This is a genomic window from Streptomyces sp. SGAir0957, assembly GCF_043523415.1.
On sequence record NZ_CP027293.1, the window covers coordinates 6,247,130 to 6,270,956 of the forward strand.

Here is a 23,827-nt window from a genome sequence, read left to right on the forward strand (position 1 = left end):
GCCAGCCACAACGCACCCGCTAAGCCGCAGGCACCCGCCCCCGGCGAACCCGGGTCGCCAGGGCGTACAGGAGTACCCCGAGCCCCAATCCGGCCCCCGCCCCGAAGCACAGCGTCGGGATGATCTCCCAGGGCTTCCAGGCGAGCCCGGCGTCCCGTACGTACGACAGCCACCGCGCCAAGCGGACCGCCGCGCACCCGCACACACACCCCCCGATCAGCAAGAACGCCACCCAGCGCCGCCGCGCGGAAACCCCGGCCGGCTCAAACGCCACCGGCCCCGGCGGAGTCCGAAGCGCGCGCCACAGAAACACCCCGAGCACCCCGAGCGCGACCGCGGAACTCCCGTACTGCACCCACCAGTACAGCGGTGAACCGGCCACTTTCTCGCCGAGTACGGGGAGGACCCGGGAGCCCCACCGCCCGGGATGGGTGAACGCGTCCCAGACGACGTGCGTCAGCCCGCCGAGCACCGCGGAGAGGTACGCCCACCCGGCCCGCCGGGGCCCGTCCGCCCGCCCCCGGAGCAGCGCCCCGACCCGGCCGCGTACCCGCCGGGGCAGCAGCGCGAGGACCGGTTCCCGGATGAGCCGCTCCAGGCCGACGAGCCCGAGCGCGATGAGGACGTCCACCGTGAGGACGCCCGGGAAGGAGTGCGTGACGTCGCCGAACTCCATCGCCCCGGGCACGGCGCTCGCGGCGAAGTACGTGACGTCCGGCGCGAACGATCCGGCGACGAGCAGCGACGGCACGAGCCGGCCCCGCCCGGAACCGTCCCGGCGCATGAACGGCAGCACCGCCGCGGCATGGCTGATGGTGAACGGCACGAAGTCCTCCGGGTTCGAATACGCGTAAGTACGTGCGAGCGTGGAGGTCGCGAGCCTATGACAACGCGTACATGGCCAATCGGTGAATAACGGTCACGAACGGGTGTATGCGCGCCGGAAGTTGTCGTAGTGTTCGGCGGGGTCCCTGCGCTGGGGAGCGTGGGAAGAGCGGCGTTGACGGACAAGTTGGCGGGCGATACGGGAGGGTTCGGCGCATGGCGGCGGTTATCGGCAGGAGGCTGCGCAAGAGCGCGATGACGGCAGCGGTCGCCGCCGCGGCGGTGGCGGCGCTCTCGGCGTCGCAGGCCCCGGGCGTGACCGCCCCGCGGACGGACGCGGGCGGCGGCCATGCCGCGGCGGACCGTTCCGACGAGCCGGCCCCCGACGGGGCGACGGGCCCCGACTACTACACGGAGCTGCCGCCGCTGGACAGCCCGACCGCCGACCCCTCCGCCTCCGCGGGGCCGGGCGCCGTCACCGGCGACATCGAGGCCGGTATCCCCGCCACCGTCCTGGACGCGTACAAGAAGGCGGAGGCCGAGCTGGCGACGAGCAAGCCCGGCTGCAACCTGCCGTGGCAGCTGCTCGCCGCGATCGGCAAGGTCGAGTCGAACCAGGCCGGCGGCGGCAACGTGGACGCGAACGGCACGACGATCAAGCCGATCCTCGGCCCGGCCCTGAACGGTCAGGGCTTCGCGCTCATCACGGACACCGACGGCGGCTCCTACGACGGCGACACGGAGCACGACCGCGCCGTGGGTCCCATGCAGTTCATCCCCTCCACCTGGGAGTGGGCGGGCCGTGACGGCAACGGCGACGGCAGGCGCGACCCGAACAACATCTACGACGCGGCCGTCTCCGCCGGCCACTACCTGTGCCGGGCCGGCCGCGACCTGTCCGACGCCTCGCACCTGAACGCGGCGATCCTCAGCTACAACAACTCCTCGGACTACCTCGCGACCGTCCTGTCCTGGCTGGAGTACTACCGCAAGGGCACGCACGAGGTGCCGAACGGTTCCGGCGTCCGGCCGACGACCCCCGTGGGCGCCGGCGCGTCCGCGTCGCCGACCCCCACCCCGACCACGCCGCGGCCCACGCCGAGGCCGTCGGGTTCCCACTCGCCGAGCACGTCGCCGTCCCCGGGCGGTGGCACCGGCACCCCGTCCAAGCCGCCGACCACGCCTCCGACCGAGCCGCCCACCACACCCCCGACCACGCCGCCGACCACGCCGCCCACGACCCCGACCCCGACCGAGTCGGTCACCAAGATCACCGACGCGGGCACCGGCGAGCTGAGCGCCATGGCGGGCGACACCTTCGCCGAGCAGGTCGCGGTGCGCCCGCAGGACGCCAAGGGCAAGGGCGTGGCCAAGGTCCGCGTGCGCTTCACGCTCGTCGGTGAGACGGACGCGCGGTTCGCGGGCGGCGAGGACAGCGCCGTCGCCGTCACGAACAGCGCGGGCGTGGCGAGCGCGCCCAAGCTGGTCGCGGGCGAGAAGACCGGCGAGTTCACGGTCCGCGCCGTCGTCGTGGGCCGCTCGCTGCCCGCCCTCGACCACACGGCGACCGTCACCGCGCGCGCCGCCGACGCGCTGGTCCGCACCGCCGGCAAGGAGCTGACCTGTGTCGCGGGCAAGGAGTTCGCGGACGCCGTCCAGCTGAAGGCCACGTACAAGGGCGCCGTCGCCGACGGCGTCGCCGCCACCGCCACCCTCGTCAAGGCGAAGGACGACCCGGCCGAGGCGGAGAAGGGCCCGTACTTCAAGGACGCGGACGGCAACAAGATCCGTAGCCTCAAGGGCCTGAAGACCGACGCGGACGGCCTCCTCACGCTCCCGAAGCTGTACGCGGACGACGCCACCGGCACGTTCCTGCTGCGGATCGGGACGACGGGCGGCGCGACGCTCCTCGTCGAGCTGAAGGTGACCGAGGCCCCGGCCGAGTCCCCGAGCCCGAGCCCGTCCGCGTAGGCGGCCACCGCATGAAGCCCTCCAGCCCGCCGGGGCCGGAGGGCTTCGCCGTGCGTCGAAGCTGTTTCCATCTCGTCCGCCCGTTGCTACGGTGCCCCGACCCAGAGGCCTGACGCCTCATCAGATCCCGTGGCCATGGGCCGCAGGGAGGTCGGACATGCGCGCCCTCATCGCCGCGGCGAGCGGACTCGCCCTCGCCGTCGCCCTGGTCCTCGCCCTCACGGCGATCGGCGCCCCGCCGGGCGAGACGTCCCCGAAACCGCTCCTGACCACCGTCCCCGACCACCCGTAGCGAGGGGGCCGCGAGATGCGCCGCAAGGCCAGCCTGATCCTGCTCGCCGTCGCCGTGTTCTTCGCGGCGCTGTCCCCACTGATGCGCTGGTACGCGTTCCCGCGCCTGGCGAAGGTCCCGCCGAGCCAGTACCAGACGATGGTCCTGGAGGCGAAGAACGCGACCCTCGTCAACTACGGCACCATGCGCGCGGAGACCGTCCCGAAGCTCACCGTCGTCCAGACCCTCAAGGGGAACGTGGAGGAGTCCGAGAAGATCGAGAAGAGCGCCGGGCGCGACGTCGTCGTCTGGGACGGGCTCAGCCACATCGTCGGGCCCGACGGCAAGTTCGTCTCCCAGATCCCCGAGCGCTACATCTTCGACGCGCACAGCCAGGAGCCCGTGCACGCCACCGGCGAATCCGTCGACGGCGACCCGGTCCGGCGCGAGGGCATCGAGTTCAAGTGGCCGTTCCTGACGGAGAAGCGGGACTACGAGTACTTCGACGCGCGCGCCCGGATCACCCGGCCCATCCACTACAAGGGCACCGAGACGTTCCGTGGCGTCGAGATCTACCGGTTCGAACAGACCATCCCCTGGACGAAGGTCCCCTTCCCCAAGAAGCTCCCCGTCGAGGGCATCACGTCGGACTCGCTCGCCAAGACCGGTACGCAGATGTGGTACACGACGGTCCGCACCTTCCTGGTCGATCCGACGACGGGCGCGCCCGTCTACGGCGAGGAGCGGCACAAGGAGGAGATGCGCGGCGGGACGCTGCTCGGCGACGGCAAGAAGGTCACCGCGTTCGCGGGCGACGTGAAGATGCGCGAGGACTACATCCGGTCCACGGTCGACCTGGTCACGTCCCAGCGCACCCTGATCCTCCTGCTCACGTCCTACCTGCCCTGGGGCTTCCTCGTCCTCGGGGTGCTGCTGCTCGCGCTCGCCCTGTGGCTGGAGGCCCGCTCCAGGCGTCCAGGGGAGCCGGAGGGGGCGGGCGCGCGGGAGCCGGAGCCGGTCAGCGCCTGAGCCGCGCGTTCGTGAACCGGGTCGGCTCCGCCGCGGCCGGGTCCTCGGGCCACGGGTGCTTCGGGTAGCGGCCGCGCAGGTCCGCGCGGACGGAGCGGTAGCCGTCCCGCCAGAAGGAGGCCAGGTCCGCGGTGACGGCGGCGGGCCGCCCCGCGGGGGAGAGCAGGTGCACGAGCACCGGCACACCGGCGAGGCGCGGCGTCTCGTCGAGCCCGAACATCTCTTGCAGCTTGACGGCGAGGACAGGCTGCTCGGGGTCGGCGTAGTCCACCCGAATCCGCGAACCGCTGGGCACCTCGATCCGCTCCGGGGCCAGTTCGTCAAGGCGTGCCGCGTCGCCGCTCGCCCAGGGCAGCAGCCGCCTGAGCGCCTGCCCGGCGTCGATCCGGCCCAGGTCGGCCCGGCGCCCCGCCGCGCTCAGCTCGGGCTCCAGCCACTCGTCCACGCGCGCGTGGAGCCCTTCGTCGCTCACGTCGGGCCACGGCTCCCCGGCCTGCCGCCGCACGAAGGCGAGCCGCTGGCGCAGCGCCTCGGCGTCCCGGTCCCAGCGCAGCAGCCCGAACCCCTCCCGCCGCAACCCCTCGACCAGCGCCTCCCGTACGAGGCCGGGCGCGGCCTTGCTGAGCGGCCGCACGGTCAGCTCGACGGCCCCGAGCCGGGTCACATGGCGGGCCACCAACTCCCCGCCGGCCCAGGCCACCTCGTCGCCCTCGGCGTACAGCGACGCGGCCGCCCGCCGCGCGACCTCCTCGTCCACGACCGCCCCGAGCCGCACGCGCGCGTGCCCGGCTCCCACCGGCCGGTCGGCCACCGCGACGGCCACCCACTGCGCGTGCCGCAGAGCCGAGCCGTCCCCGGCCTCCGCCCGCGTCCCGGACACCATCAGATACGAGCCGCCGTCCCGCCGGGCGACCCGCTCGGGGAAGGCGAGGGCGGCGACGAGCCCGGCGACATGGTCGTCGGAGGCCCCGGCACGGCCTTCCTGCCGCTCTTCGGGGCGGCGGGCCGGCTCGGACAGCCTGCGCGCCTCCTGCCGCCACCGCGCCCCGTACGCGTCGCCCCCGCGCCGCGCCGCACGCAGCGCCCCGGCCAGGTCGTCCCCGTACTCGCGCGGCGGCTCCTCGCTCAGCAGGGCGACCACCTCGGCCGCGCGCTTGGTGCCCACCTCCGGCGCCGCGTCGAGCAGGGCCCGGCCGAGGCGCGGGTGGAGGCCGAGGCGGGCGAGGCGGGTGCCTCGCCCGGTGACCCGGCCGGGGCCCGGCTCCACCGCGCCGATCGCCGCCAGGACGGTGCGGGCCGCCGCCATCGCTCCGGCGGGCGGCGCGTCCAGCAGGGCGAGGCCCGAGGCGTCCGGATCGCCCCAGCAGGCGGCCTGCAACGCGAACGCCGTCAGGTCCGCCACCTTGATCTCCGGAGCGGGGAAGCGCGGGAGGCGCCCGTCCTCCGCCTCCTCCCAGCAGCGGTACACGGTGCCCGGAGCCTCACGCCCGGCCCGCCCGGCGCGCTGCGCCCCGGCCGCGCGCGAAGCCCGTACGGTCGTCAGCGCGCTCAGCCCGCGCGCGTGGTCCACGCGGGGCTCGCGGGCCAGGCCCGAGTCGACCACGACCCGCACCCCCGGCACCGTGAGGGACGACTCCGCGACGGACGTGGCCAGGACCACGCGCCGCCGGGACCCCGGCGCGAGCACCGCGTCCTGCACCGCCGCCGGGGCGCGGCCGTGGACCTGGAGGACCTCCACGTCCCCGGGCGACCCCAACTGGCCCGCGACGCGCGCGATCTCGCCCACGCCCGGCAGGAAGCACAGGACGTCCCCGGAGCGCTCGGCGAGGGCCCGCCGTACCGTCGCCGCCACATGGGTCAGGAGCGCCGGGTTGACCCGCATCCCGTGCGGGGGCCGCACCGCGCGCGTGGGCGGCGCCCAGACCACGTCCACGGGGTGCGAGACGCCCGCCGCCTCGACGACCGGGGCGCCCCCGAGGAGCCCCGCCCACCCTTCCGCGTCGGTCGTCGCCGAGGCCGCCACCAGTTGCAGTTCCGGCCGCAATGCCGCGCGTACGTCGCAGAGGAAGGCCGTGACGGTGTCCGCGTCCAGGTGCCGCTCGTGCACCTCGTCGAGCATGACGGCGTCGACCCCGGCCAGCTCCTGGTCGCGCTGGAGCCGTTGCAGGAGCACGCCCGTGGTGACGACCTCCACGCGCGTGCGCGGGCCGACGACGCGCTCGCCGCGCACCGTGAAACCGACCCGCTCCCCGGCCTTCTCGCCGAGCAGCCATGCCATCCGCCGCGCGGCCGCCCGCGCCGCGATCCGGCGCGGCTCTGCGACGACGACCCGGCGCGGGGGCGCGTCCGCGTCGAGCAGCCCGGCAAGGACCAGCGGCACGAGCGTCGTCTTGCCGGTGCCGGGCGGGGCGACAAGGACGGCCGCCCCGCCCGCGTCGAGCGCGGTGCGCAAGGCGGGCAGGGCGGTCCGTACGGGCAGCTGGTCGAGGAGGTCGGCGCGGATCACCCGCTCAGTCTCCAGCACCCCCGGCGGGCGCGGCGTCCCGCTCGCAGACGAAGATCGTCGTACCCGGGATCAGGTTGCCGCGCAGGGGGGACCAGCCGCCCCACTCCTGCGTGTTCCAGGCCGGCCACTCGGGCTCGACGATGTCGATCAGGCGGAAGCCGCCCGCCACGACGGCGCGGACCCAGTCCCCGACCGTGCGGTGGTGCTCGACGTAGACGGCCCGCCCCTCGTCGTCCTGCTCGACGTACGGGGTGCGGTCGAAGTAGGAGGCGGAGACGCTCAGCCCCTCCGGGCCCGGCTCGTCGGGAAAGGCCCAGCGGATGGGGTGCGAGACGGAGTAGACGAAGCGGCCGCCGGGCCGCAGCACCCGGCGCACCTCGCGCAGCACCTGCACGGGGTCGGCGACGAAGGGCAGCGCCCCGTAGGCGGAGCAGGCCAGGTCGAAGGAGGCGTCCTTGAAGGGCAGGACGCCCGCGTCGGCCTCGACGAGGGGCACCTTGCCGCCGTCGATCCGCATCGCGTGCTGGAGCTGGCGGTGCGAGAGGTCCAGGGCGACGGGCCGCGCGCCCTGGGCGGCGAGCCAGCGCGAGCACTGGGCCGCGCCCGCGCCGATCTCCAGGACGTCCTTGCCCTCCAGCTCCTCGGAGGGGCCGAGCAGCTCGGCCTCCACCTCGTCCAGGCCCTCGGGGCCCCAGACGAAACGGTCGTCGCCGAGGAACGTGCCGTGCTCGGTCTGGTATTCGTCGGCGTTGCGGTCCCACCAGCCGCGGTTGGCCCGCGCGCTCTCCGTGGTGTCGGCGTCGCGCCGGGTGGCCGTCGACTCGTCGTCCACCGACGAGCCGCCCGTGCCGGCCGGCTCCTGCGTTTCCATTGGTCCGGACTCTTGGATGATCGGCTCCCTCGTCGTACTCTTCCGTCCAACCCGCGACAGGGGAGGGTGTCCACAGCGCGCCTTGCGGCCCGCGTAGCCTCGTGCGACAGGTTTTGTGCCGGGTATGCGGCGTTCCGCCCCCGGTGTGCGCCTTCGCGACATTGACCCTGCCCGGCGGCCCCCGTATGCTACAAGTTGCGCTGCGGGCCTGCGCACCTCAGACATAGCAGGCTGTGCTCGCATCTGTTGCATGTCCCCTCGGTTGTCGAGGCGCCGCCGCGGTCGTGGAAACACGACCTCCGGCTAGGCGCTTCCTAGGCTGTCCGGCTTCTTCGGTGCGAAACAGGCTCCCGGCGTAGCAGTACCCACCGACTTTCAATGTCCGCCGGAGCCCTTTCCCACATGACGAGCAGCACCGAGACCACCGCCACCACCCCGCAGGTTGCGGTCAACGACATCGGTAACGAGGAAGCTTTCCTCGCCGCCATCGACGAGACGATCAAGTACTTCAACGATGGCGACATCGTCGACGGCGTCATCGTCAAGGTTGACCGGGACGAGGTTCTCCTCGACATCGGTTACAAGACCGAAGGTGTCATCCCGAGCCGCGAGCTCTCGATCAAGCACGACGTCGACCCGAACGAGGTCGTGGCCGTCGGCGACGAGATCGAGGCCCTGGTTCTCCAGAAGGAGGACAAGGAAGGCCGCCTGATCCTCTCGAAGAAGCGCGCGCAGTACGAGCGTGCGTGGGGCACCATCGAGAAGATCAAGGAAGAGGACGGCATCGTCACCGGTACCGTCATCGAGGTCGTCAAGGGTGGTCTCATCCTCGACATCGGCCTCCGTGGCTTCCTGCCGGCCTCCCTTGTCGAGATGCGCCGCGTTCGCGACCTCCAGCCGTACGTGGGCAAGGAGCTCGAGGCGAAGATCATCGAGCTGGACAAGAACCGCAACAACGTGGTCCTGTCCCGCCGTGCCTGGCTCGAGCAGACCCAGTCCGAGGTCCGCCAGACGTTCCTCACGACCCTCCAGAAGGGTCAGGTCCGCTCCGGCGTCGTGTCCTCCATCGTCAACTTCGGTGCCTTCGTGGACCTGGGTGGCGTCGACGGTCTGGTGCACGTCTCCGAGCTGTCCTGGAAGCACATCGACCACCCGTCCGAGGTTGTCGAGGTCGGCCAGGAAGTCACCGTCGAGGTCCTCGACGTGGACATGGACCGCGAGCGTGTCTCCCTGTCGCTGAAGGCGACGCAGGAAGACCCGTGGCAGCAGTTCGCCCGCACCCACCAGATCGGCCAGGTCGTGCCCGGCAAGGTCACGAAGCTGGTTCCGTTCGGTGCGTTCGTCCGCGTGGACGAGGGCATCGAGGGTCTGGTCCACATCTCCGAGCTGGCCGAGCGCCACGTGGAGATCCCGGAGCAGGTCGTCCAGGTCAACGACGAGATCTTCGTCAAGGTCATCGACATCGACCTCGAGCGCCGTCGCATCAGCCTCTCGCTGAAGCAGGCCAACGAGGCGTTCGGCGCCGACCCGTCGGCCGTCGAGTTCGACCCGACCCTGTACGGCATGGCCGCGTCCTACGACGACCAGGGCAACTACATCTACCCCGAGGGCTTCGACCCCGAGACCAACGACTGGCTCGAGGGCTACGAGACCCAGCGCGAGGCCTGGGAGACCCAGTACGCCGAGGCGCAGCAGCGCTTCGAGCAGCACCAGGCTCAGGTCATCAAGTCCCGCGAGGCCGACGCTCAGGCCGAGGCCGAGGGCGCGTCCACCCCGGGTGCCGCTCCGGCGGCCTCCGGTGGCAGCGGCGGCGGTTCGTACTCCTCGGAGTCGGACGACAACTCCGGTGCGCTCGCCTCGGACGAGGCGCTCGCCGCGCTTCGCGAGAAGCTGGCGGGCGGCCAGAGCTGAAACGCTCTGCGCTAGCAGGTAGTTGAGCAGTGGGCCCGCACCTCTTGGTGCGGGCCCACTGCTCTTTTTTCTCCAGCGCCATGGGGGTTCTCGCCCGTCCGGCGGGTGCGCCCTGTGTGTGGTTGCTCGCGCCGTTCCTCGCGCCCCTGACCGGGCTGGGAATGCCTGGGGGCTGCTCGCGCGTTCTTCCTAGGAACACTAGGAGGAGCGGTCACAGTGCTTGATGCGCAGGATTTGTACACATGGGAGCCGAAGGGCCTTGCCGTGGTGGACATGGCGCTCGCCCAGGAGTCCGCCGGCCTTGTCATGCTCTACCACTTCGACGGATACATCGACGCGGGTGAGACCGGCGACCAGATCGTCGACCGGGTGCTCGACTCGCTGCCCCACCAGGTCGTCGCCCGGTTCGACCACGACCGGCTGGTGGACTACCGGGCCCGGCGCCCGCTGCTCACGTTCAAGGGCGACCACTGGACCTCCTACGAGGTGCCCTCGATCGAGGTGCGGCTCGTCCAGGACGCCACCGGCGCACCGTTCCTGCTCCTCGCGGGGCCCGAGCCGGACGTCGAGTGGGAGCGGTTCGCCGCGGCCGTGCAGCAGATCGTCGAGCGGCTCGGTGTCCGCCTCGCGGTCAACTTCCACGGCATCCCCATGGGCGTCCCGCACACCCGCCCCGTCGGCCTCACCCCGCACGGCAACCGTACGGACCTGGTGCCGGGGCACGTCAGCCCGTTCGACGAGGCGCAGGTGCCGGGCAGCGCCGAGGCGCTGGTCGAGTACCGGCTGATGGAGGCCGGGTTCGACGTCCTCGGTGTCGCCGCGCACGTCCCGCACTACATCGCGCGCTCCGCGTACCCGGACGCCGCGCTCACCGTCCTGGAGGCGATCACCGGCGCGACCGGGCTCGTCCTGCCGGGGATCGCGCACGGGCTGCGCACCGAGGCGCACCGCACGCAGACCGAGATCGACCGGCAGGTCCAGGCCGGGGACGAGGAGCTGGTCGCGCTCGTCCAGGGCCTAGAGCACCAGTACGACGCCGCCGCGGGCGCCGAGTCCCGGGGCAACATGCTGGCCGAGCCCGCCGACATCCCCTCCGCCGAGGAGATCGGCCTCGAGTTCGAGAAGTTCCTCGCCGAGCGGGAGGGCGACGCCTGAGCGGCGCCTGAGCCGGGGGCCCTAAGCTCGTGCCCATGGTGAAGGTGGGGTTGACCGGCGGCATCGGCGCCGGGAAGAGCGAAGTGTCCCGGCTGCTCGTGGAGCGCGGAGCCGTACTCGTCGACGCGGACAAGATCGCGCGGGAGGTCGTCGAGCCCGGTACGCCGGGGCTCGCGGCCGTCGTCGAGGCGTTCGGCGAGGAGGTGCTCGCCGCCGACGGCACGCTCGACCGGCCGAGGCTCGGCGCGATCGTCTTCGCCGACCCGGACAAGCTGGCCGTCCTCAACAGCATCGTGCATCCGCTCGTCGGGGCCCGGTCCGCCGACCTGGAGGCAGCCGCGGGGGCCGACGCCGTGGTCGTCCACGACGTACCACTGCTCACGGAGAACGGGCTCGCCCCGCTCTACGACCTCGTGATCGTCGTCGACGCGAGCACCGAGACCCAGCTCGACCGGCTGACCCGGCTGCGCGGCATGACCGAGGAGGACGCGCGGGCGCGGATGGCCGCGCAGGCCACCCGCGAGAAGCGGCGCGAGATCGCCGATGTCGTGATCGACAACGACGTACCCCTCGACCGGCTCGTCGAGCAGGTCGACGCGGTCTGGGCGGACCTGCGGCGCCAGGCGCACGCCACTGGCCGGGAATAGCCCTCGCAAGGCGCGGTGTTGATCCGGGGGACCAGGTGCGCGCACGCTGGTCCGACGTGATCCAAGCGGCCTGGTCCGTCCGACAGGTCGGCACGAGAAGGGAGTTCGCCGTGCCCGATGCCACCCCGGAGACGCACGTCATCGACTATCGCGCGGCCGAGCAGCTGCTGGCCGCGCGCGATCCGCGCGGCGCGGTGAAGCTCCTCGACGACGTGATCGCGGTGCACCCCGAGAACACGGCGGCCCGGCTGCTGCGGGCGCGCGCCTTCTTCGCCGCGGCGCAACTGCGCGCCGCTGAGCTGGAGTTCTCCATCGTCCTGGAGCGCGAGCCGGACAACGCGTTCGCGCACTTCGCCCTGGCCAGGACCTACGAGCGGTGGGCCAAGCCGCAGCAGGCGCGCCGCCACTTCCGGCTCGCCGCGGCGCTCGACCCGCAGCCGGAGTACCTGGCCGCGGCCCGCTTCGACGACTGACGCCGCCGACCGGCGCCGCGTACGCGCCCGAGCCCCGAGTCGGCGACCGGTCCCTCACGGGGTCCTTCGGTCATGGGGCCTTTCGGTACGGTGGGACGTCGCGGCCGGGCTGGTAGTGCGGGCCCTGGCGGATGTGGCGCAGGATCATGACGACGTCGACCGCCGTGATCAGCGCGAGGACTCCGCAGGCCAGCGCCCACCAGGGGCGGCCCGTCAGCGCGAAGGCGACGGTGCCGAAGGCGGTCCAGACGAAGCCGAACAGGGCCAGGCCGAGGCGGAGCCGCAAGGGGCTGCGCGCGGTGACCGGCTCGTCACCCGTACGGGCGAGATGCGTCGGACGCATGGGCACCATCCCCTCAGGACGAGGGGGCCACGAATGGCTCCCCCTCCCAGGGTGCCACCAGGAGCGAAGGAGCGGGTGTGCTGGACGTACTCAGGGGTGACGCGGCCTGCGGAGCGTGGCTGGCGTCGCTCGACGACCCGGCGATACCCCGCCTCCCGGCCGCGCTGCCGGACGCCCCCGACCTGCCCGACATCCTGCTCGACCTGGCCGTACCGCACGAGGACGTCAACGAGCTCGTAAGGCTGCGGGCCGAGCTGATCGTCTCGCCGGAGCTGCGGGACCTGCTCGAGCGCGCCGTCAGCGGGCTGCTGTGGCGGCTCGACGAGCCGGGTCGGGGCGCGGGCCTGCCGCTGTTCCCCGCGGCGGCCGGGGCGCTGGGGCGCTGCTTCGCCGTGCTCGTGTTCGTCGCGGCGCTGCCGCACACCCGCGCCCTGCACCACGAGCGCGGCATCCCCGACGACGTCTCCCGGCGCACCCTCGCCGACCTCGGCCGCAATATGGCCCTGCACCGCAGACGGTTCGGCACCACCGGCCTCTTCGTCCCCTGGTGGCTGACCCGGCACTTCCGGGGCGAGCTGTACCAGCTGGGGCGGCTCCAGTTCGAGCGGTTCCGGCTCGGGCGGCGCACGGGGGAGCGGCTGGCGTCCGCCGGTGCCGGCGCCGGGCCGGGGGATGCGGTGCTCGGCGTGCACATCCCGGACTTCCGCGGGCCCCTGACGCCCGAGGCGTGCGACGACTCGGTGGCGCGGGCGCGGGCGTTCTTCGCCCGGCACTTCCCCGAGGAACCGGCCGGGACCGCCGTCTGCCACTCCTGGCTCCTGGACCCGCAGCTGCGGCGGTACCTGCCGGCCGAGTCCAACATCGTCCGCTTCCAGGACCGCTTCGAGATCGCGTACGTGAACGAGGAGGCGGAGGACGACACCCCGGTCGCCTTCGTCTTCGGCGGCACGGAGACGCCGCGCGAGCGGCTGCCGCGCCGGACGCGTGTGCAGCGGGCCGTCCTCGACCACCTGGACGCGGGCGGGCACTGGCACTCGGGGCATGGCTGGTTCCGGCTGTAGCACCGGCGCGGGGGAACGGCGGGCGGGGACGGTTCGTTCCGCCGGCATGAGCCTTGAGATGCGGACGGGGTACGCGGGGACCGGGCCGGGCGCGATCACGCCCGACGGCTGCGCCGTGGAGCTGTACTCGAGACTGCCCGTCGAGGGCGAGCCGGACATCGTCGCGGGCGCGGTGCCCGCCGGGGCGACGCTGCTCGAACTCGGCTGCGGGGTGGGGCGGGTGACGCATCCGCTGGTGGAGCGCGGGTTCACGGTGACCGCGGTGGACGAGTCGCCGGAGATGCTGGAGCGGGTGCGGGGCGCGCGCACCGTGCGCTCCACCATCGAGGGGCTCGACCTCGGAGAGCGGTTCGACGTGGTCATGCTCGGCTCGATCCTGGTCAACACCGGGGACGCGGCGGTGCGGCGCGGCATGCTCGACACGTGCCGGCGCCATGTCGCCGAGGGCGGCCGTGTGGTGATCCAGCGCGAGCGCGACGGGGTGCACGAGGGGCTGCCGCGCGAGCATGTCCTGCCGGACGGGGCCGTCATCCGCAAGGTCGCGTCGGAGGAGGTGGCCGGGAGCGACGGGGTGCGGTCGGTGCGGGTCGAGTACGTGTTCCCGGACGCGGTGTGGACGCAGACGTACCGGATCCGGCCGATGGTCGTGCCGGAGTTCGAACGGGCGCTCGCCGAGGCCGGGTTGCGGGCCGACCGGTATCTGACGGAGGACGAGAGCTGGGTGCGGGCGGTGCCGGTGTGAGTGCGGTGCGGGTGGTGCGGGTGGTGCCCGGGTGAGTGTCGCGCGGGCGGGGCGATGAGTTCTGGTGGCGGCGCCGGTCTTATCCGGTGACAGCACACCGCGTCACACCGCTCGCCTAGCTCACCTGGCTCACCTCGCTCTCAGGAGACCGCCATGACGAACCTCGCCGCCACCCCCGCCACTCCCGTCGCTTCCGCCACCACCGTCCCCGTCCGCTCCCGGCGCGCCCGGATCACGCTGCGCACGACCGCGATCCTGCTCGCGCTGTTCTTCGGCGTCGCGAGCGGAGCGCCCAAGCTCTTCGCCGCGCCCGCCGCCGTGGAGGCGTTCGACTCGCTCGGGTGGGGCGCGCTGGGCATGTACGCGATCGGCGTGGCCGAGGTCGCCGGGGCGATCGGCCTCGTCGTCCCGGTGCTGTCCGGCCTCGCCCCGATCGGTCTGAGCGCGCTCATGGTCGGCGCCTTCGTCACGCAGGTCGTGGCGTTCGGCGGGGAGAACGCGGCGACTCCGCTGATCCTGATCGTCCCGCTGGCCGCCCTGGCCTGGGCGCACCGCGGCCGGAACCGGGAGCTCCTGGCTCTGCTGACCCGCCGCCCGGCCCTGCGTGAGGCCGGCGCCTGACCGTGCGGGGCCCGTAGTGCGCGCCCTGGCCGGGGTCCACCGCGGTGGACCCCGGTTCAGTGCTGACCGGAGTCCGCCGCGGGGTCCTGTTCCGGCCCCTGGCCGAAGATGCCGCGCAGCCGCTCCAGTTCCCTGCGGTCCCGCTTCGTCGGGCGGCCCGTGCCGCGGTCGCGGACGCCGACCGGGGCGACCACCTCGCGCGGCGGGGGCGGCGGCGAGTTGTCGACGTACGCCTCGGCGGCCACCGGGGCGCCGACGCGTTTGCGGATCAGCCGCTTGACCTCGACGAGGCGCTCGCGCCCGCCGGGCTGGCGGACCCGGACCTCGTCGCCGACGCGCAGCGCGTACGCGGGCTTCACGCTCACCCCGTTGACCTTGACATGGCCGCCCTTGCAGGCCGCGGCGCCCGCCGAACGCGTCTTGACGAGGCGAACGGCCCAGATCCAGCTGTCGACCCGCACGCTCGACGTCTGCGTCTCCGATGTCTCCGATGCCATGCGTCGACCCTAGTACGCGTGCCGGGGCCTATGGTCGAAGAGATGAACGACGGACCTCGACACGACGACGGACCTCGACACGACGACGGACCCCGACACGACGACGGACAGGGGGACGACGACGGACAGGGGGACGACGACGGGCTCGGGCGGCTCGACGAGCGGATCACGCACTGCCGGGCCTGCCCCCGCCTGGTCGAGTGGCGCGAGGAGGTCGCCCGGACCAAGCGGGCGGCCTTCGCCGACGAGACGTACTGGGGCAGGCCCGTGCCCGGTTTCGGGCCCCACGACGCGTCCTTGCTGCTCGTCGGCCTCGCGCCCGCCGCGCACGGCGGCAACCGCACCGGCCGCATGTTCACCGGCGACCGCTCGGGCGATGTGCTCTACAAGGCGCTGTTCGACGTGGGGCTCGCGTCCCGCCCCGACGCGCTCGGCATGGACGACGACCTCACCCTGCACGGCGTCCGCATCACGTCCCCCGTGCACTGCGCGCCGCCCGACAACAAGCCGACCACGGGCGAACGCGACACCTGCCGCCCCTGGCTGGTCCGCGAGTTGGAGTTGCTGCGGCCCACCCTGCGCGCCGTCGTCGTGCTCGGCGGTTTCGGCTGGCAGGCGGCGCTGCCCGCGTTCACCGAGGCGGGCTGGACGGTGCCGCGCCCGCGCCCCGCGTTCGGCCACGGCGCCCGTGTGGACCTCGGCGGCCTCACGCTCTTCGGCTGCTACCACGTCAGCCAGCGCAACACCTTCACCGGCCGCCTCACCCCGCACATGCTGCGCGGAGTGCTCCGCACCGCCGCCGTCGAGGCGGGGCTGGATGTGTCCCCGTTCGGCGCAACAGATCTGGAGCCGCCTCCCGAGGCTTCCTAGCCTGAAAAAGGTGACGACACCTTCCTCTGCGCCGAAGACGCCTTCCACGCCTTCCACGCCTTCTGCGCCGGCCTCGCGGACGAGCAGCCACCCCCCGGCCGCGGCCTACCGCAACCTGATCGTGGCCACGATCGGCTTCGCCCTCACCTTCTGGGCCTGGAATCTGATCGCGCCGCTCGCCGGGAACTTCGGCTCCGACCTGAAGCTCAGCTCGTTCGCCCAGTCGTTCCTGGTCGCCGTGCCCGTGCTGGTCGGTTCGCTGGGCCGGATCCCGGTCGGCGCGCTCACCGACCGCTACGGCGCCCGGCTGCTGTTCCCGCTGATCTCGGCGCTCACGATCATCCCCGTACTCCTGGTGATCCCCGCCCGGCACCACTTCGGGGCGATGATCGTCGTGGCGTTCCTGCTCGGCCTCGGCGGCACCACCTTCGCCATCGGCATCCCGCTGGTGAACTCGTGGTTCCCGCCAGCGCACAGGGGCCTCGCGCTCGGCGTCTTCGGCATGGGCATGGGCGGCGTGGCCCTGTCCGGCTACTTCACGCCGCGCATGGCGAAGCACGGCGAGAACCTGCCGTTCGTCGTCGTCGCCATCGCGCTCGCGGTCTACGCGGTGATCGCGGCGGTCCTCATCACGGACCACCCGGACCGCAAGATCCCCACGACGTCGCTCGGCAAGCGGCTCGGCGCGGCCGGGAAGCTGCGCGTGACGTGGGAGCTCTCCGCCCTGTACGCGATCGGTTTCGGCGGCATCGTCGCGTTCGGCGTGTACCTGCCCACCTACCTCAAGACCTGGTACGAGCTGAGCCCCACGGACGCGGGCACCAAGGCGGCGGGCTTCGCGCTCGTCACGGTGATCTTCCGGCCGATCGGCGGCTGGCTCTCGGACCGCATCCACCCGGCGACCGTCACCGCGTGGGCGCTCGCCCTCGTCGCCCTGTTCGCGATCCTCCAGGCCTTCGACCCGGCCCTGAACCCGATGGGCACCATCTGCTTCCTGCTGATGGCGGCGGGCCTCGGCACCGCGAGCGGCAGCGTCTTCGCCCTCGTCTCACAGGTGACCCCGCAGTCCCAGGTCGGCTCGGTCACCGGCATCGTCGGCGCGATGGGCGGCCTCGGCGGCTTCGTCCCGCCGCTGGTCATGGGCGCGATCTACAGCGCGAAGGACTCGTACTCGATCGGCTTCATGCTCCTGTCCGACCTGGCGCTCGCGGGGTGCGTGTACGCGCTGGGGCGGATGCGGAGCGCGAAGGCGGAGTGAGGAGGGCGGGGTTCATCGCGCCCGGCGCCGCCGCCGGACGCGCTCGCCCTGCGCCTCGATGAACTGCAGCTCCAGGGCGACGGGGGCGGGCGCGATGCCGGGGCCGCCCGCCTCCACCCACGCCAGGATCTCGTCGGTGGCGTCGTCCCCCATGGACCAGCCGACCCACGCGGCGCGCCCGCCCCGGGCGCGCCCCTGCCCCGACGGCTGCACCACGACGACGTTCGCCTGATCGCACGGTCCGAGACAGTCGCTGACCCGCACGGCGAGCCGCCCCCCGGACGCGGCGGCAGCGGCCCGCAGCCGCTCCAGCTGCCAGGCATGGTCGTAACCGGGATGCTTGCGGGCGTCACCACAGCAACAGCCCCGGCACACGACGAGCGTGCAGGGGCGGGTACGGGCGGCGCCTATGAGGGTGGGCACGGTGCTCCTGGGTTCTTTCACGCGGGGTTCTGGGCGTCGTCGTCACCGAAGAGATGACGCACGGTGGAACGGTAGTTGGTGCGTACGTGCCCCAGGGCCACGGCCCGCGCCCGCTCCGGATCACCGGCGGCGACGGCGTCGTACAGCTTGCGGTGCTCGTCGAGCTGGAGCGACCACGCCTCGTTGCGCCGGGTCAGCCAGCGCAGCCGGCCGTCGACGGGCTGCATGACGCCGATGAGGAGGCCGTTGCCCGCCATGGCGAGCAGGCGGTCGTGGAAGAGGCTGTTGATGTCGGCGATGGCCTCGTCGTCGCCGGTACGGGTGGCGGCCGCCGCGCGGTCCAGCAACTCCCCGAGCCGCGCCACGTCCTCCTGGCCGGCCCGTTCGGCGGCGAGCCCTGCCGCGTAGACCTCCAACGCCTCGCGCAGCTCGTACAGTTCGGTGACGTCCGTGCGGGTCAGCGTGCGCACGACGGCCCGGCGCGGTGTCTCGAACGTCACGAACCCCTCGGCGAGTAGCGCGCGGATCGCCTCCCGCGCGGGCACCCGCGACACCCCGAACCGCTCGGCCAGCTCCCGCTCGACAAGGCGGTCACCCGGGCGCAGGCGGCCACTGATGATGTCCTGCCGCAAGGTGGCGAGCACGCGCTCACGCACCGCGCCCAGGGGTTCGACCGTCGTCATGGGTCCATCTTCGCCGATGGGCGGGGTGGGCGGGCCCGGGGGCAACGTCATCGCCTGCGACAACAGTTGTTGTTCTTGTGATTGTGGTGTGGCGATTTCGTGTGTAAAGCTGCGCTCCTTCGCCGCGCGGAGCGGCTTCGCAACAGGGGGAACCACCGCACGTGAACGTTCGCGTCATCCTGCGCCGGTGTGCGACCGGCGGCGCCGCCCTCGCCCTCGCCGCGGCCGGTCTGTTCGTCGGCGCACCGTCCGCCCTCGCGCACCGGGACGGCTGCCACCGCTGGCACTCCTGCCCCTCCGACACCGGCTCCTACGTCTGCGGAGACCTCGGGTACTTCTCCGAATGCGGCTACGACAGCCTGCCGGACCCCGGTGCGGAGGACGACGCGGGCGCGGACCCCGGCCTCGACGACGACGATACGGACCTGGGCCCGGACCCGGATTATGGCGCGGAGGACGACGCCGTTACGGACCCCGAGGTGGATCCCGGCGCGGAGTACGGTGCGGGCGCGGGCTCCGGTGCGTACGACGGAGCGGAGGCCGCCGAGGACTACGAGGCTCCGGAGGCGCCGACGGCCGAGAAGCCCAGGGCCGGAGCCGGGGGCGAGGTGACCGTGACGGCGAAGGCCGAGAGCGGTTCGCGCATCGAGGTGCGGGAGGTCACCGACCCGGACTACCCCGAGGACGGCGACACGGTCGCGAAGGCGACGGCGACCGGCGCGGCCCAGACCATCCGCTTCAAGGCCAGGAGCGGCAAGCACACATACGTTCTGATAGCCGTCGACGCGGCCGACAACTCCAGCGAGCCGAGCGAGGAGTTCACCGTCGAGGTGGACGCCGAGGGGCCTGCCCTCGACGGCCTCGACGTCACCGACCCGGACGAGAACACGGGAGCGGTCAACCTCTCCTTCACCACCGATCCGGCCACCGACTACGACGTGCGCGTGGCGGGCACGACCATCCGGCTCCGCGGCACCACGGGGGACGGCGACTTCCTGGAGCCGCTCTGGCTCCCGAACGGGAAACACAAGATCTCCGGCTCCCTGCGGGACGAGGCCGGGAACGTCACCAAGCTCGACACGACAGCCGTAGTACGGATCGACGCGCTGACACCGCTGATCGAGTCGAAGTCCCCTTCGCGCGAGGGCGGCCGCTTCACCATCACCGGCCCGCGCGCGGCCCGTGGAACGTTCGAAGCCGGCACGGAGAAGCGCAAGGTCACGCTCGACGACGACGGGCACGCCACGGTCGCGCTGCCCCTCGTCGACGGCTCGTACTTGCCGAAGGTCGCTCTGACGGACCCCTTTGGTCGCGCCGCCACGGCTGTGGGGGCCAAGACGGTCGTGGACACCAAGGCGCCGAAGGCGACGCTCACCTACGACAAGGAACGCGCACGCCACAAGGAACTCGTGCTCGTCATCACGGGCGAGCCCGGCGCGACGGCCCGGATCACAGCACCGAAGGACCTCGCGGGCGGCGAGTTCACCCTGAACGGCGCGCACCGGCGCACGCTCCGGATGTCCGCCGCGCCCGGCGACATCGCCGTCGCGATGACCGTGACCGACGAGGCGGGCAACAGCAGCACGCGCACGCTCACCGTCCATGTCTCGGACGACTGGACCACTGGGCAGATCGTGGCGGCGCTGATTGTGTTGCTGCTGGTCCTGGTCGCCGTGGTCATGGCCTGGGTCCGCCGGGAGCACATCGCCGCACGGCGCGAGGCGAGGAGGCGGGCGCGGGTGGCCGCGGCGGCGGAGCGCGAGAGACGGCGCCGAGACGCGGAGCGGGAGAAGGAACGGGTTCGCAGGGAGGAGGCGGCCCGTCGCGCCCAGGCGGCGTACGAGCGCGAGCTGGCCACGTGGAAGGCGGAGCGCAAGCGGCTTGCCGCGCGGGTTTCCATGGCAAGCGACCTGGCGAGCGGGAAGATCGGCTCCGCTGTTGAGTGGCGGTGGAGCAAGCGACGCAAGGACGAGAAAGTTCTGTCGGTCGCGGCGGGGGCGCTGGTCGAGGTTCGGCAGCGACAGGGGCTTCAGTCCAACGAGAGAGTCGATCGGGGGAAGTGGTAGTCACGGACCGCCGTGTCCTGTTCGTCGGGTCGTCCCGGAAGAGGGAGTGGGACTACGCGAAATGGCTCGGGCACGACCACTTCACGCCCGGCCTGACGATGATGCTCGTGTCGAACCGGCAGAAGAGCTCGGGCATCGATGTCACGGGCCCGGACGCGGAGCGGCTGATGCTCTCCATCGATGTCGGCCTCAGCCAGTACCAGGGGGCATGCTCGTCGTTGCTCCACCGTCTGCGGAACGAGGTCGAGGACCATGCGCGTCTTCGTCCGGACCGGCCGGAGGAGCGGGACGGTGGCGTGCCGCTGGGCAAGCCGGTGGGGTGAGCGCGGCGGACGGACACTCAGGCGGGGGCTGGGTCACGGGGGCAGGCAGTCGTCGCCCAGACGGTCTTGCCGGGGCCGTCCGGCCGGGGTGTACAACCCCAGTCGTCGGCGAGTGCGGCTACGAGGAGGAGGCCCCGGCCGGACTCGTCGTCGGGGTCGGCGTCGCTGGGGGCGACGGTCTTGCGGGGGAGGCGCTCGCCCCGCGTGTCAGTGACCGCGATGCGGTAGGTGCCCGGGGCGGTCCGGGTGAGGCTGAGGTGGAAGTCGCGGCCCGGGACGTGTCCGTGGCGGACGGCGTTCGCGGTGAGTTCGGCTGTGATGAGGGTCAGGGTCTCGTTGACGGGGCTGGTGTAGGGGTGGCCCCAGGCGTCCAGACGGTGCGAGACGAGACGCCGGGCGAGGCGGGCACCGCGCGGGGTCGAGGTGAAGCGCATGGCGAAGTGGTGCGTTGGGGCGGTGGGGTGGGGGCTGGGTGTGGTGCGGGTGGCGTCGTGCATGGGATGAGCGTTGTGGGGTGCGCGGGACGGGCGCCAGGGGTTACGTGGTGACTGTGTGTGGTTGTACGTGGTCGAGGGCCGGGTGTCGGTGACCTGCGGACAGGTGGGGTGAACTCCCGTTCGGGTAGCGGACGTTGTCGAATATGCCCGTATTGGGGAGTTGGGTGATTGCTGAGAGTGGTCGGGGTGGGTGTGCGTAGCGTTGAGCGGGCTGACCGGGCGGTTCTGTACGCGTTGCGGTGTGTGTTGTACGCGGTCTGCGGCGTGACGGGCTTGTGGGTGCGGGGAGTTGTTCCGGGAAGCGCGACCGTGAAAGGGGCCGGTGTGGACGTGGACGTGGGTGCCGCCGAGGTTGGTGGCGGCGGTGAGGATGCCAGCGGGGTGCTGGTGTCGTTCGGGCGGCAACTGAAACGCTTCCGTGAGTGGAAGGGGCTCACTCGCGCCGAGCTTGGGGTGCGAACCGGGTATTCGGCGGCGACCATCGCGTCCTTCGAGCAGGGGCGGCGGATTCCACCGGCCCGGTTCATCGAGAGCGCCGATGAGGTGCTTGGGGCGCACGGGGTGCTGCGGGCGCGGGTGGAGGAGGTTGAGCGGGCGCAGTATCCGGGGTTCTTCCGCGACGCGGCCAAGCTGGAGGCCAAGGCCGTGGAGTTGCATGTGCTGGCCACGAAGGCGGTTCCTGGGCTGCTCCAGACGGCAGAGTACGCAGAAGCGATCTTCAGGATGTGGCGCCCTCTGCTCGACGAGGACGTCGTACGTCAACGCGTGGAGTCACGCATGGCCCGCCAGGTGATCTTCACGCGCAAGCCGTTGCCCACGTTGAGCTTCGTGATCGAAGAGGCGGTGCTGCGCCGTCCGCTCGGTGGGCGGGGGGTGTGGGGAGCGCAGTTGCAGCAAATCATGCGGCACGGGGTACGCCGGAACGTCGAAATTCAGGTGATGCCCACCGAAGGCGAGGAGCACGCTGGTCTCGAAGGGCCGTTCACCTTGATCGAGACGAAGGGCGGGCAGCGGGTCGCCTACGTCGAGTCGTACAAGACGAGTCGGCTCTTCTCGGACCGGGCATCGGTACGCGAGATCGCGGAGCAGTATGGGGTGGTCCGCGCGCAGGCGCTGACGCCGCGCGAGTCGCTGGCCTTCGTCGAAGAGTTGCTGGGAGAGAGATGAACCCCGAAGTACCTGAGCAGGTTGCCCTGAAGCTGGCCTGGCGTACGAGTAGTCACAGCACCGGGCAGGGCGGCGAGTGCGTTGAGGTCGCCGCTGGTGTCGTGGGGGTCCATGTGCGTGACACCAAGGACCGGGACCGAGGCACGGTGGACGTGCCGCCGTCCGCTTGGTCGGCGTTCGTGGGGTTCGCTGCGCGCGGCTGACGTATGGCGGGAGCGGCGGGCCAAAAATGCCAGGTGCGAGCGGTGGGTGCCTCGTTACCGTGACCGAATGCCCGAACTCGATGACGACGCCTTTCTCGACCGCCTGGCCGACCGGCTCGCCGCCCTCCCCGGTGTCCACGCCGTCAGTCTCGGTGGGTCGCGGGCGCAGGGGACGCATACCGAGGCCAGTGACTGGGACACCGCTGTGTATTACCGGGGGAGCGAGGGGCGGTTCGCGCCCCGGTTTCTGAGGGAGATCGGGTGGGAGGGGGAGGTCTCCGAGATCGGCGGGTGGGGCGGGGGCGTCTTCAACGGTGGGGGCTGGCTCGACGTCGACGGGCGGCGGGTCGATGTGCACTATCGGGATCTTGAGAGCGTCGAGCATGAGCTGAGCGAGGCGGAGGCCGGCCGATTTCGCATCGAGCCCTTGTTGTTTCATCTTGCCGGGATTCCGTCGTACATCGTCGTCGCCGAGCTTGCGGTCAATCGTGTGCTGAGGGGCGAGGCGCCCAGGCCCGGCACCTATCCCGCCGCCTTGCGTAAGGCCGCGTCCGAGGAGTGGTGGGGGCGTGCCGACATCACCCTGCATTACGCCCGTGCGGGCAACGTGCCGCTCGGTGGCCGTGCCGAGGTCGTCGGGGCCGTCGCCGTCGCCGCCATGCAGGCCGGGCACGCCGTGCTCGCGGCGCGCGGGGAGTGGGTGACGAACGAGAAGCGGTTGCTGGCGCGGGCCGGTTTGCGGGGGATCGACGCGTTGCTCGCCGACGGCGCGATCGGGCTCGGCGAGCTGGTGGACAGGGCGCGGGCACTGCTCGACCGTGCTGTGCGGGACGCCCGTCAACAGGGGCCGGTCAGCGGATAGTCCGCCGCGTCCCGCCACCCCGTGCCCGCCCCGTCCGTCACGATCAGGCGGACGGAGCGGATCTCCGAGCGCAGGGGGAGAGCGTGGGTGAAGGTGTTCGTCGGGACGGCGTCCGTGCCCGCGCCGCTCGCCAGCGTCAGGTGCGGGTCCAGGCCCTCGTCGCCGAAGACGCCCCGGTAGGGGACCGCCTCCGGCCAGCGTGCGCGCAGCGACTTCGTCAGGGTGCGGAACGGGTCCGCCGGGGCCGGATGCAGGTACACGACGCCGGGCCAGCGGCGGACCTCGGAGAACGTGCAGGTGAAGGGTGGGGTCGCGGCGAGGAGCGCACGGAGGTCCGCCGCCGTCTCCGACGTGATGCGCGTCACCGGCAGGAACGGGTACAGCACCGTCACATGGGCCCGTGAGCCCGTGCGGACCAGCGGGTCCGCCTCCGGGACGTGGATCGTCAGGGCGGTGTCGCCCGGGGTGTCGGGCCAGCCGTCGTCCGATGTCGTGTTCTCGGGTTGCTCGGGCACAGCCAAGTGTCACATTGCGGAAATCTGGGCGTTCCCG

At 72.4% G+C, this 23,827-nt stretch carries 26 protein-coding genes; 17 read left to right on the forward strand and 9 right to left on the reverse strand.

Annotated features, from left to right (window positions below; translation table 11 throughout):
* Positions 1-19: 19 nt before the first annotated feature.
* Positions 20-826 (reverse strand): DUF4184 family protein, encoded by an 807-nt coding sequence (locus C1N81_RS33045; RefSeq protein WP_394434973.1) that lies wholly within the window; start codon positions 824-826, stop codon positions 20-22.
* 215 nt (positions 827-1,041) lie between these two features.
* On the opposite strand from C1N81_RS33045, the gene C1N81_RS33050 reads away from it, so the two are divergent.
* The 3 genes from C1N81_RS33050 (at position 1,042) to C1N81_RS33060 (ending at position 4,096) form a co-directional block, all read left to right on the forward strand.
* A complete protein-coding gene (locus tag C1N81_RS33050; protein ID WP_394434974.1) occupies positions 1,042-2,796 on the forward strand; it encodes a lytic transglycosylase domain-containing protein in 1,755 nt (584 codons plus the stop codon).
* A gap of 157 nt (positions 2,797-2,953) precedes the next feature.
* Complete coding sequence (locus C1N81_RS33055; protein WP_394434975.1) at positions 2,954-3,088, forward strand: SPW_0924 family protein; 135 nt, start codon at positions 2,954-2,956, stop codon at positions 3,086-3,088.
* Between the two features lie 15 nt (positions 3,089-3,103).
* Entirely contained in the window at positions 3,104-4,096 is a 993-nt protein-coding gene (locus C1N81_RS33060) for a DUF3068 domain-containing protein (protein ID WP_394434976.1), read from the forward strand.
* Here C1N81_RS33060 and hrpB read toward each other — a convergent pair.
* Complete coding sequence (hrpB, locus tag C1N81_RS33065) at positions 4,086-6,602, reverse strand: ATP-dependent helicase HrpB (protein ID WP_394434977.1); 2,517 nt, start codon at positions 6,600-6,602, stop codon at positions 4,086-4,088. The two genes, C1N81_RS33060 and hrpB, sit on opposite strands and share 11 nt — an antisense overlap.
* Positions 6,603-6,606: 4 nt before the next feature.
* Positions 6,607-7,473: a class I SAM-dependent methyltransferase gene (locus C1N81_RS33070; RefSeq protein ID WP_394434978.1), complete on the reverse strand. Its 867-nt coding sequence runs from the start codon at positions 7,471-7,473 to the stop codon at positions 6,607-6,609.
* Between the two features lie 402 nt (positions 7,474-7,875).
* On the opposite strand from C1N81_RS33070, the gene rpsA reads away from it, so the two are divergent.
* From rpsA to C1N81_RS33090, 4 genes are all read left to right on the forward strand, one after another.
* Positions 7,876-9,384: a 30S ribosomal protein S1 gene (gene rpsA, locus C1N81_RS33075; protein WP_361074882.1), complete on the forward strand. Its 1,509-nt coding sequence runs from the start codon at positions 7,876-7,878 to the stop codon at positions 9,382-9,384.
* A 216-nt stretch (positions 9,385-9,600) separates the two neighbouring features.
* Positions 9,601-10,539 carry a PAC2 family protein gene (locus tag C1N81_RS33080; RefSeq protein ID WP_394434979.1) on the forward strand — a complete coding sequence of 313 codons (939 nt, stop codon included), beginning with the start codon at positions 9,601-9,603 and terminating at the stop codon, positions 10,537-10,539.
* A gap of 35 nt (positions 10,540-10,574) precedes the next feature.
* Positions 10,575-11,186, forward strand: a complete 612-nt coding sequence (coaE, locus tag C1N81_RS33085) for a dephospho-CoA kinase (protein ID WP_394434980.1) — start codon at positions 10,575-10,577, stop codon at positions 11,184-11,186.
* A gap of 110 nt (positions 11,187-11,296) precedes the next feature.
* Positions 11,297-11,659, forward strand: coding sequence for a tetratricopeptide repeat protein (locus C1N81_RS33090; RefSeq protein ID WP_394434981.1), 363 nt, complete (start codon positions 11,297-11,299; stop codon positions 11,657-11,659).
* A gap of 70 nt (positions 11,660-11,729) precedes the next feature.
* Here the strand turns inward: C1N81_RS33090 and C1N81_RS33095 are convergent, their stop codons facing one another.
* Positions 11,730-12,011: a DUF6343 family protein gene (locus tag C1N81_RS33095; protein ID WP_394434982.1), complete on the reverse strand. Its 282-nt coding sequence runs from the start codon at positions 12,009-12,011 to the stop codon at positions 11,730-11,732.
* A 68-nt stretch (positions 12,012-12,079) separates the two neighbouring features.
* On the opposite strand from C1N81_RS33095, the gene C1N81_RS33100 reads away from it, so the two are divergent.
* The 3 genes from C1N81_RS33100 to C1N81_RS33110 all read left to right on the forward strand — a co-directional run bounded on the left by C1N81_RS33100 (position 12,080) and on the right by C1N81_RS33110 (position 14,426).
* Positions 12,080-13,063: an acyltransferase domain-containing protein gene (locus tag C1N81_RS33100; RefSeq protein WP_394434983.1), complete on the forward strand. Its 984-nt coding sequence runs from the start codon at positions 12,080-12,082 to the stop codon at positions 13,061-13,063.
* A 46-nt stretch (positions 13,064-13,109) separates the two neighbouring features.
* Positions 13,110-13,805, forward strand: a complete 696-nt coding sequence (locus C1N81_RS33105) for a class I SAM-dependent methyltransferase (protein ID WP_394434984.1) — start codon at positions 13,110-13,112, stop codon at positions 13,803-13,805.
* Between the two features lie 153 nt (positions 13,806-13,958).
* Complete coding sequence (locus C1N81_RS33110) at positions 13,959-14,426, forward strand: DoxX family protein (protein WP_394434985.1); 468 nt, start codon at positions 13,959-13,961, stop codon at positions 14,424-14,426.
* 56 nt (positions 14,427-14,482) lie between these two features.
* On the opposite strand, the gene C1N81_RS33115 is transcribed toward C1N81_RS33110, so the two are convergent.
* Complete coding sequence (locus C1N81_RS33115) at positions 14,483-14,923, reverse strand: RNA-binding S4 domain-containing protein (RefSeq protein WP_394434986.1); 441 nt, start codon at positions 14,921-14,923, stop codon at positions 14,483-14,485.
* Positions 14,924-14,965: 42 nt separating this feature from the next.
* Between C1N81_RS33115 and C1N81_RS33120 the strand changes: the two genes are divergently transcribed.
* Both C1N81_RS33120 and C1N81_RS33125 read left to right on the forward strand, forming a co-directional pair.
* Complete coding sequence (locus tag C1N81_RS33120) at positions 14,966-15,793, forward strand: uracil-DNA glycosylase (RefSeq protein ID WP_394434987.1); 828 nt, start codon at positions 14,966-14,968, stop codon at positions 15,791-15,793.
* A 121-nt stretch (positions 15,794-15,914) separates the two neighbouring features.
* Positions 15,915-17,051 carry a nitrate/nitrite transporter gene (locus C1N81_RS33125; protein ID WP_394434988.1) on the forward strand — a complete coding sequence of 379 codons (1,137 nt, stop codon included), beginning with the start codon at positions 15,915-15,917 and terminating at the stop codon, positions 17,049-17,051.
* 12 nt (positions 17,052-17,063) lie between these two features.
* Here the strand turns inward: C1N81_RS33125 and C1N81_RS33130 are convergent, their stop codons facing one another.
* Together C1N81_RS33130 and C1N81_RS33135 are read right to left on the reverse strand one after the other, a co-directional pair.
* Positions 17,064-17,474 (reverse strand): (2Fe-2S) ferredoxin domain-containing protein, encoded by a 411-nt coding sequence (locus C1N81_RS33130; RefSeq protein WP_394434989.1) that lies wholly within the window; start codon positions 17,472-17,474, stop codon positions 17,064-17,066.
* A gap of 17 nt (positions 17,475-17,491) precedes the next feature.
* A complete protein-coding gene (locus C1N81_RS33135) occupies positions 17,492-18,157 on the reverse strand; it encodes a GntR family transcriptional regulator (RefSeq protein ID WP_394434990.1) in 666 nt (221 codons plus the stop codon).
* A 161-nt stretch (positions 18,158-18,318) separates the two neighbouring features.
* On the opposite strand from C1N81_RS33135, the gene C1N81_RS33140 reads away from it, so the two are divergent.
* Together C1N81_RS33140 and C1N81_RS33145 are read left to right on the forward strand one after the other, a co-directional pair.
* Positions 18,319-20,223 (forward strand): hypothetical protein, encoded by a 1,905-nt coding sequence (locus tag C1N81_RS33140; protein WP_394434991.1) that lies wholly within the window; start codon positions 18,319-18,321, stop codon positions 20,221-20,223.
* Positions 20,217-20,546, forward strand: coding sequence for a hypothetical protein (locus C1N81_RS33145; protein WP_394434992.1), 330 nt, complete (start codon positions 20,217-20,219; stop codon positions 20,544-20,546). The genes C1N81_RS33140 and C1N81_RS33145 overlap by 7 nt, the downstream gene beginning before the upstream one ends.
* A gap of 17 nt (positions 20,547-20,563) precedes the next feature.
* On the opposite strand, the gene C1N81_RS33150 is transcribed toward C1N81_RS33145, so the two are convergent.
* A complete protein-coding gene (locus C1N81_RS33150) occupies positions 20,564-21,043 on the reverse strand; it encodes an ATP-binding protein (protein WP_394434993.1) in 480 nt (159 codons plus the stop codon).
* Between the two features lie 324 nt (positions 21,044-21,367).
* On the opposite strand from C1N81_RS33150, the gene C1N81_RS33155 reads away from it, so the two are divergent.
* The 3 genes from C1N81_RS33155 (at position 21,368) to C1N81_RS33165 (ending at position 23,275) form a co-directional block, all read left to right on the forward strand.
* Positions 21,368-22,210: a helix-turn-helix domain-containing protein gene (locus tag C1N81_RS33155; RefSeq protein ID WP_394434994.1), complete on the forward strand. Its 843-nt coding sequence runs from the start codon at positions 21,368-21,370 to the stop codon at positions 22,208-22,210.
* A complete protein-coding gene (locus C1N81_RS33160) occupies positions 22,207-22,413 on the forward strand; it encodes a DUF397 domain-containing protein (RefSeq protein WP_394434995.1) in 207 nt (68 codons plus the stop codon). The genes C1N81_RS33155 and C1N81_RS33160 overlap by 4 nt, the downstream gene beginning before the upstream one ends.
* 67 nt (positions 22,414-22,480) lie before the next feature.
* Positions 22,481-23,275 (forward strand): nucleotidyltransferase domain-containing protein, encoded by a 795-nt coding sequence (locus tag C1N81_RS33165; protein WP_394434996.1) that lies wholly within the window; start codon positions 22,481-22,483, stop codon positions 23,273-23,275.
* Here the strand turns inward: C1N81_RS33165 and C1N81_RS33170 are convergent.
* Positions 23,251-23,790, reverse strand: coding sequence for a 2'-5' RNA ligase family protein (locus C1N81_RS33170; protein ID WP_394434997.1), 540 nt, complete (start codon positions 23,788-23,790; stop codon positions 23,251-23,253). The two genes, C1N81_RS33165 and C1N81_RS33170, sit on opposite strands and share 25 nt — an antisense overlap.
* Between the last annotated feature and the right edge of the window lie 37 nt (positions 23,791-23,827).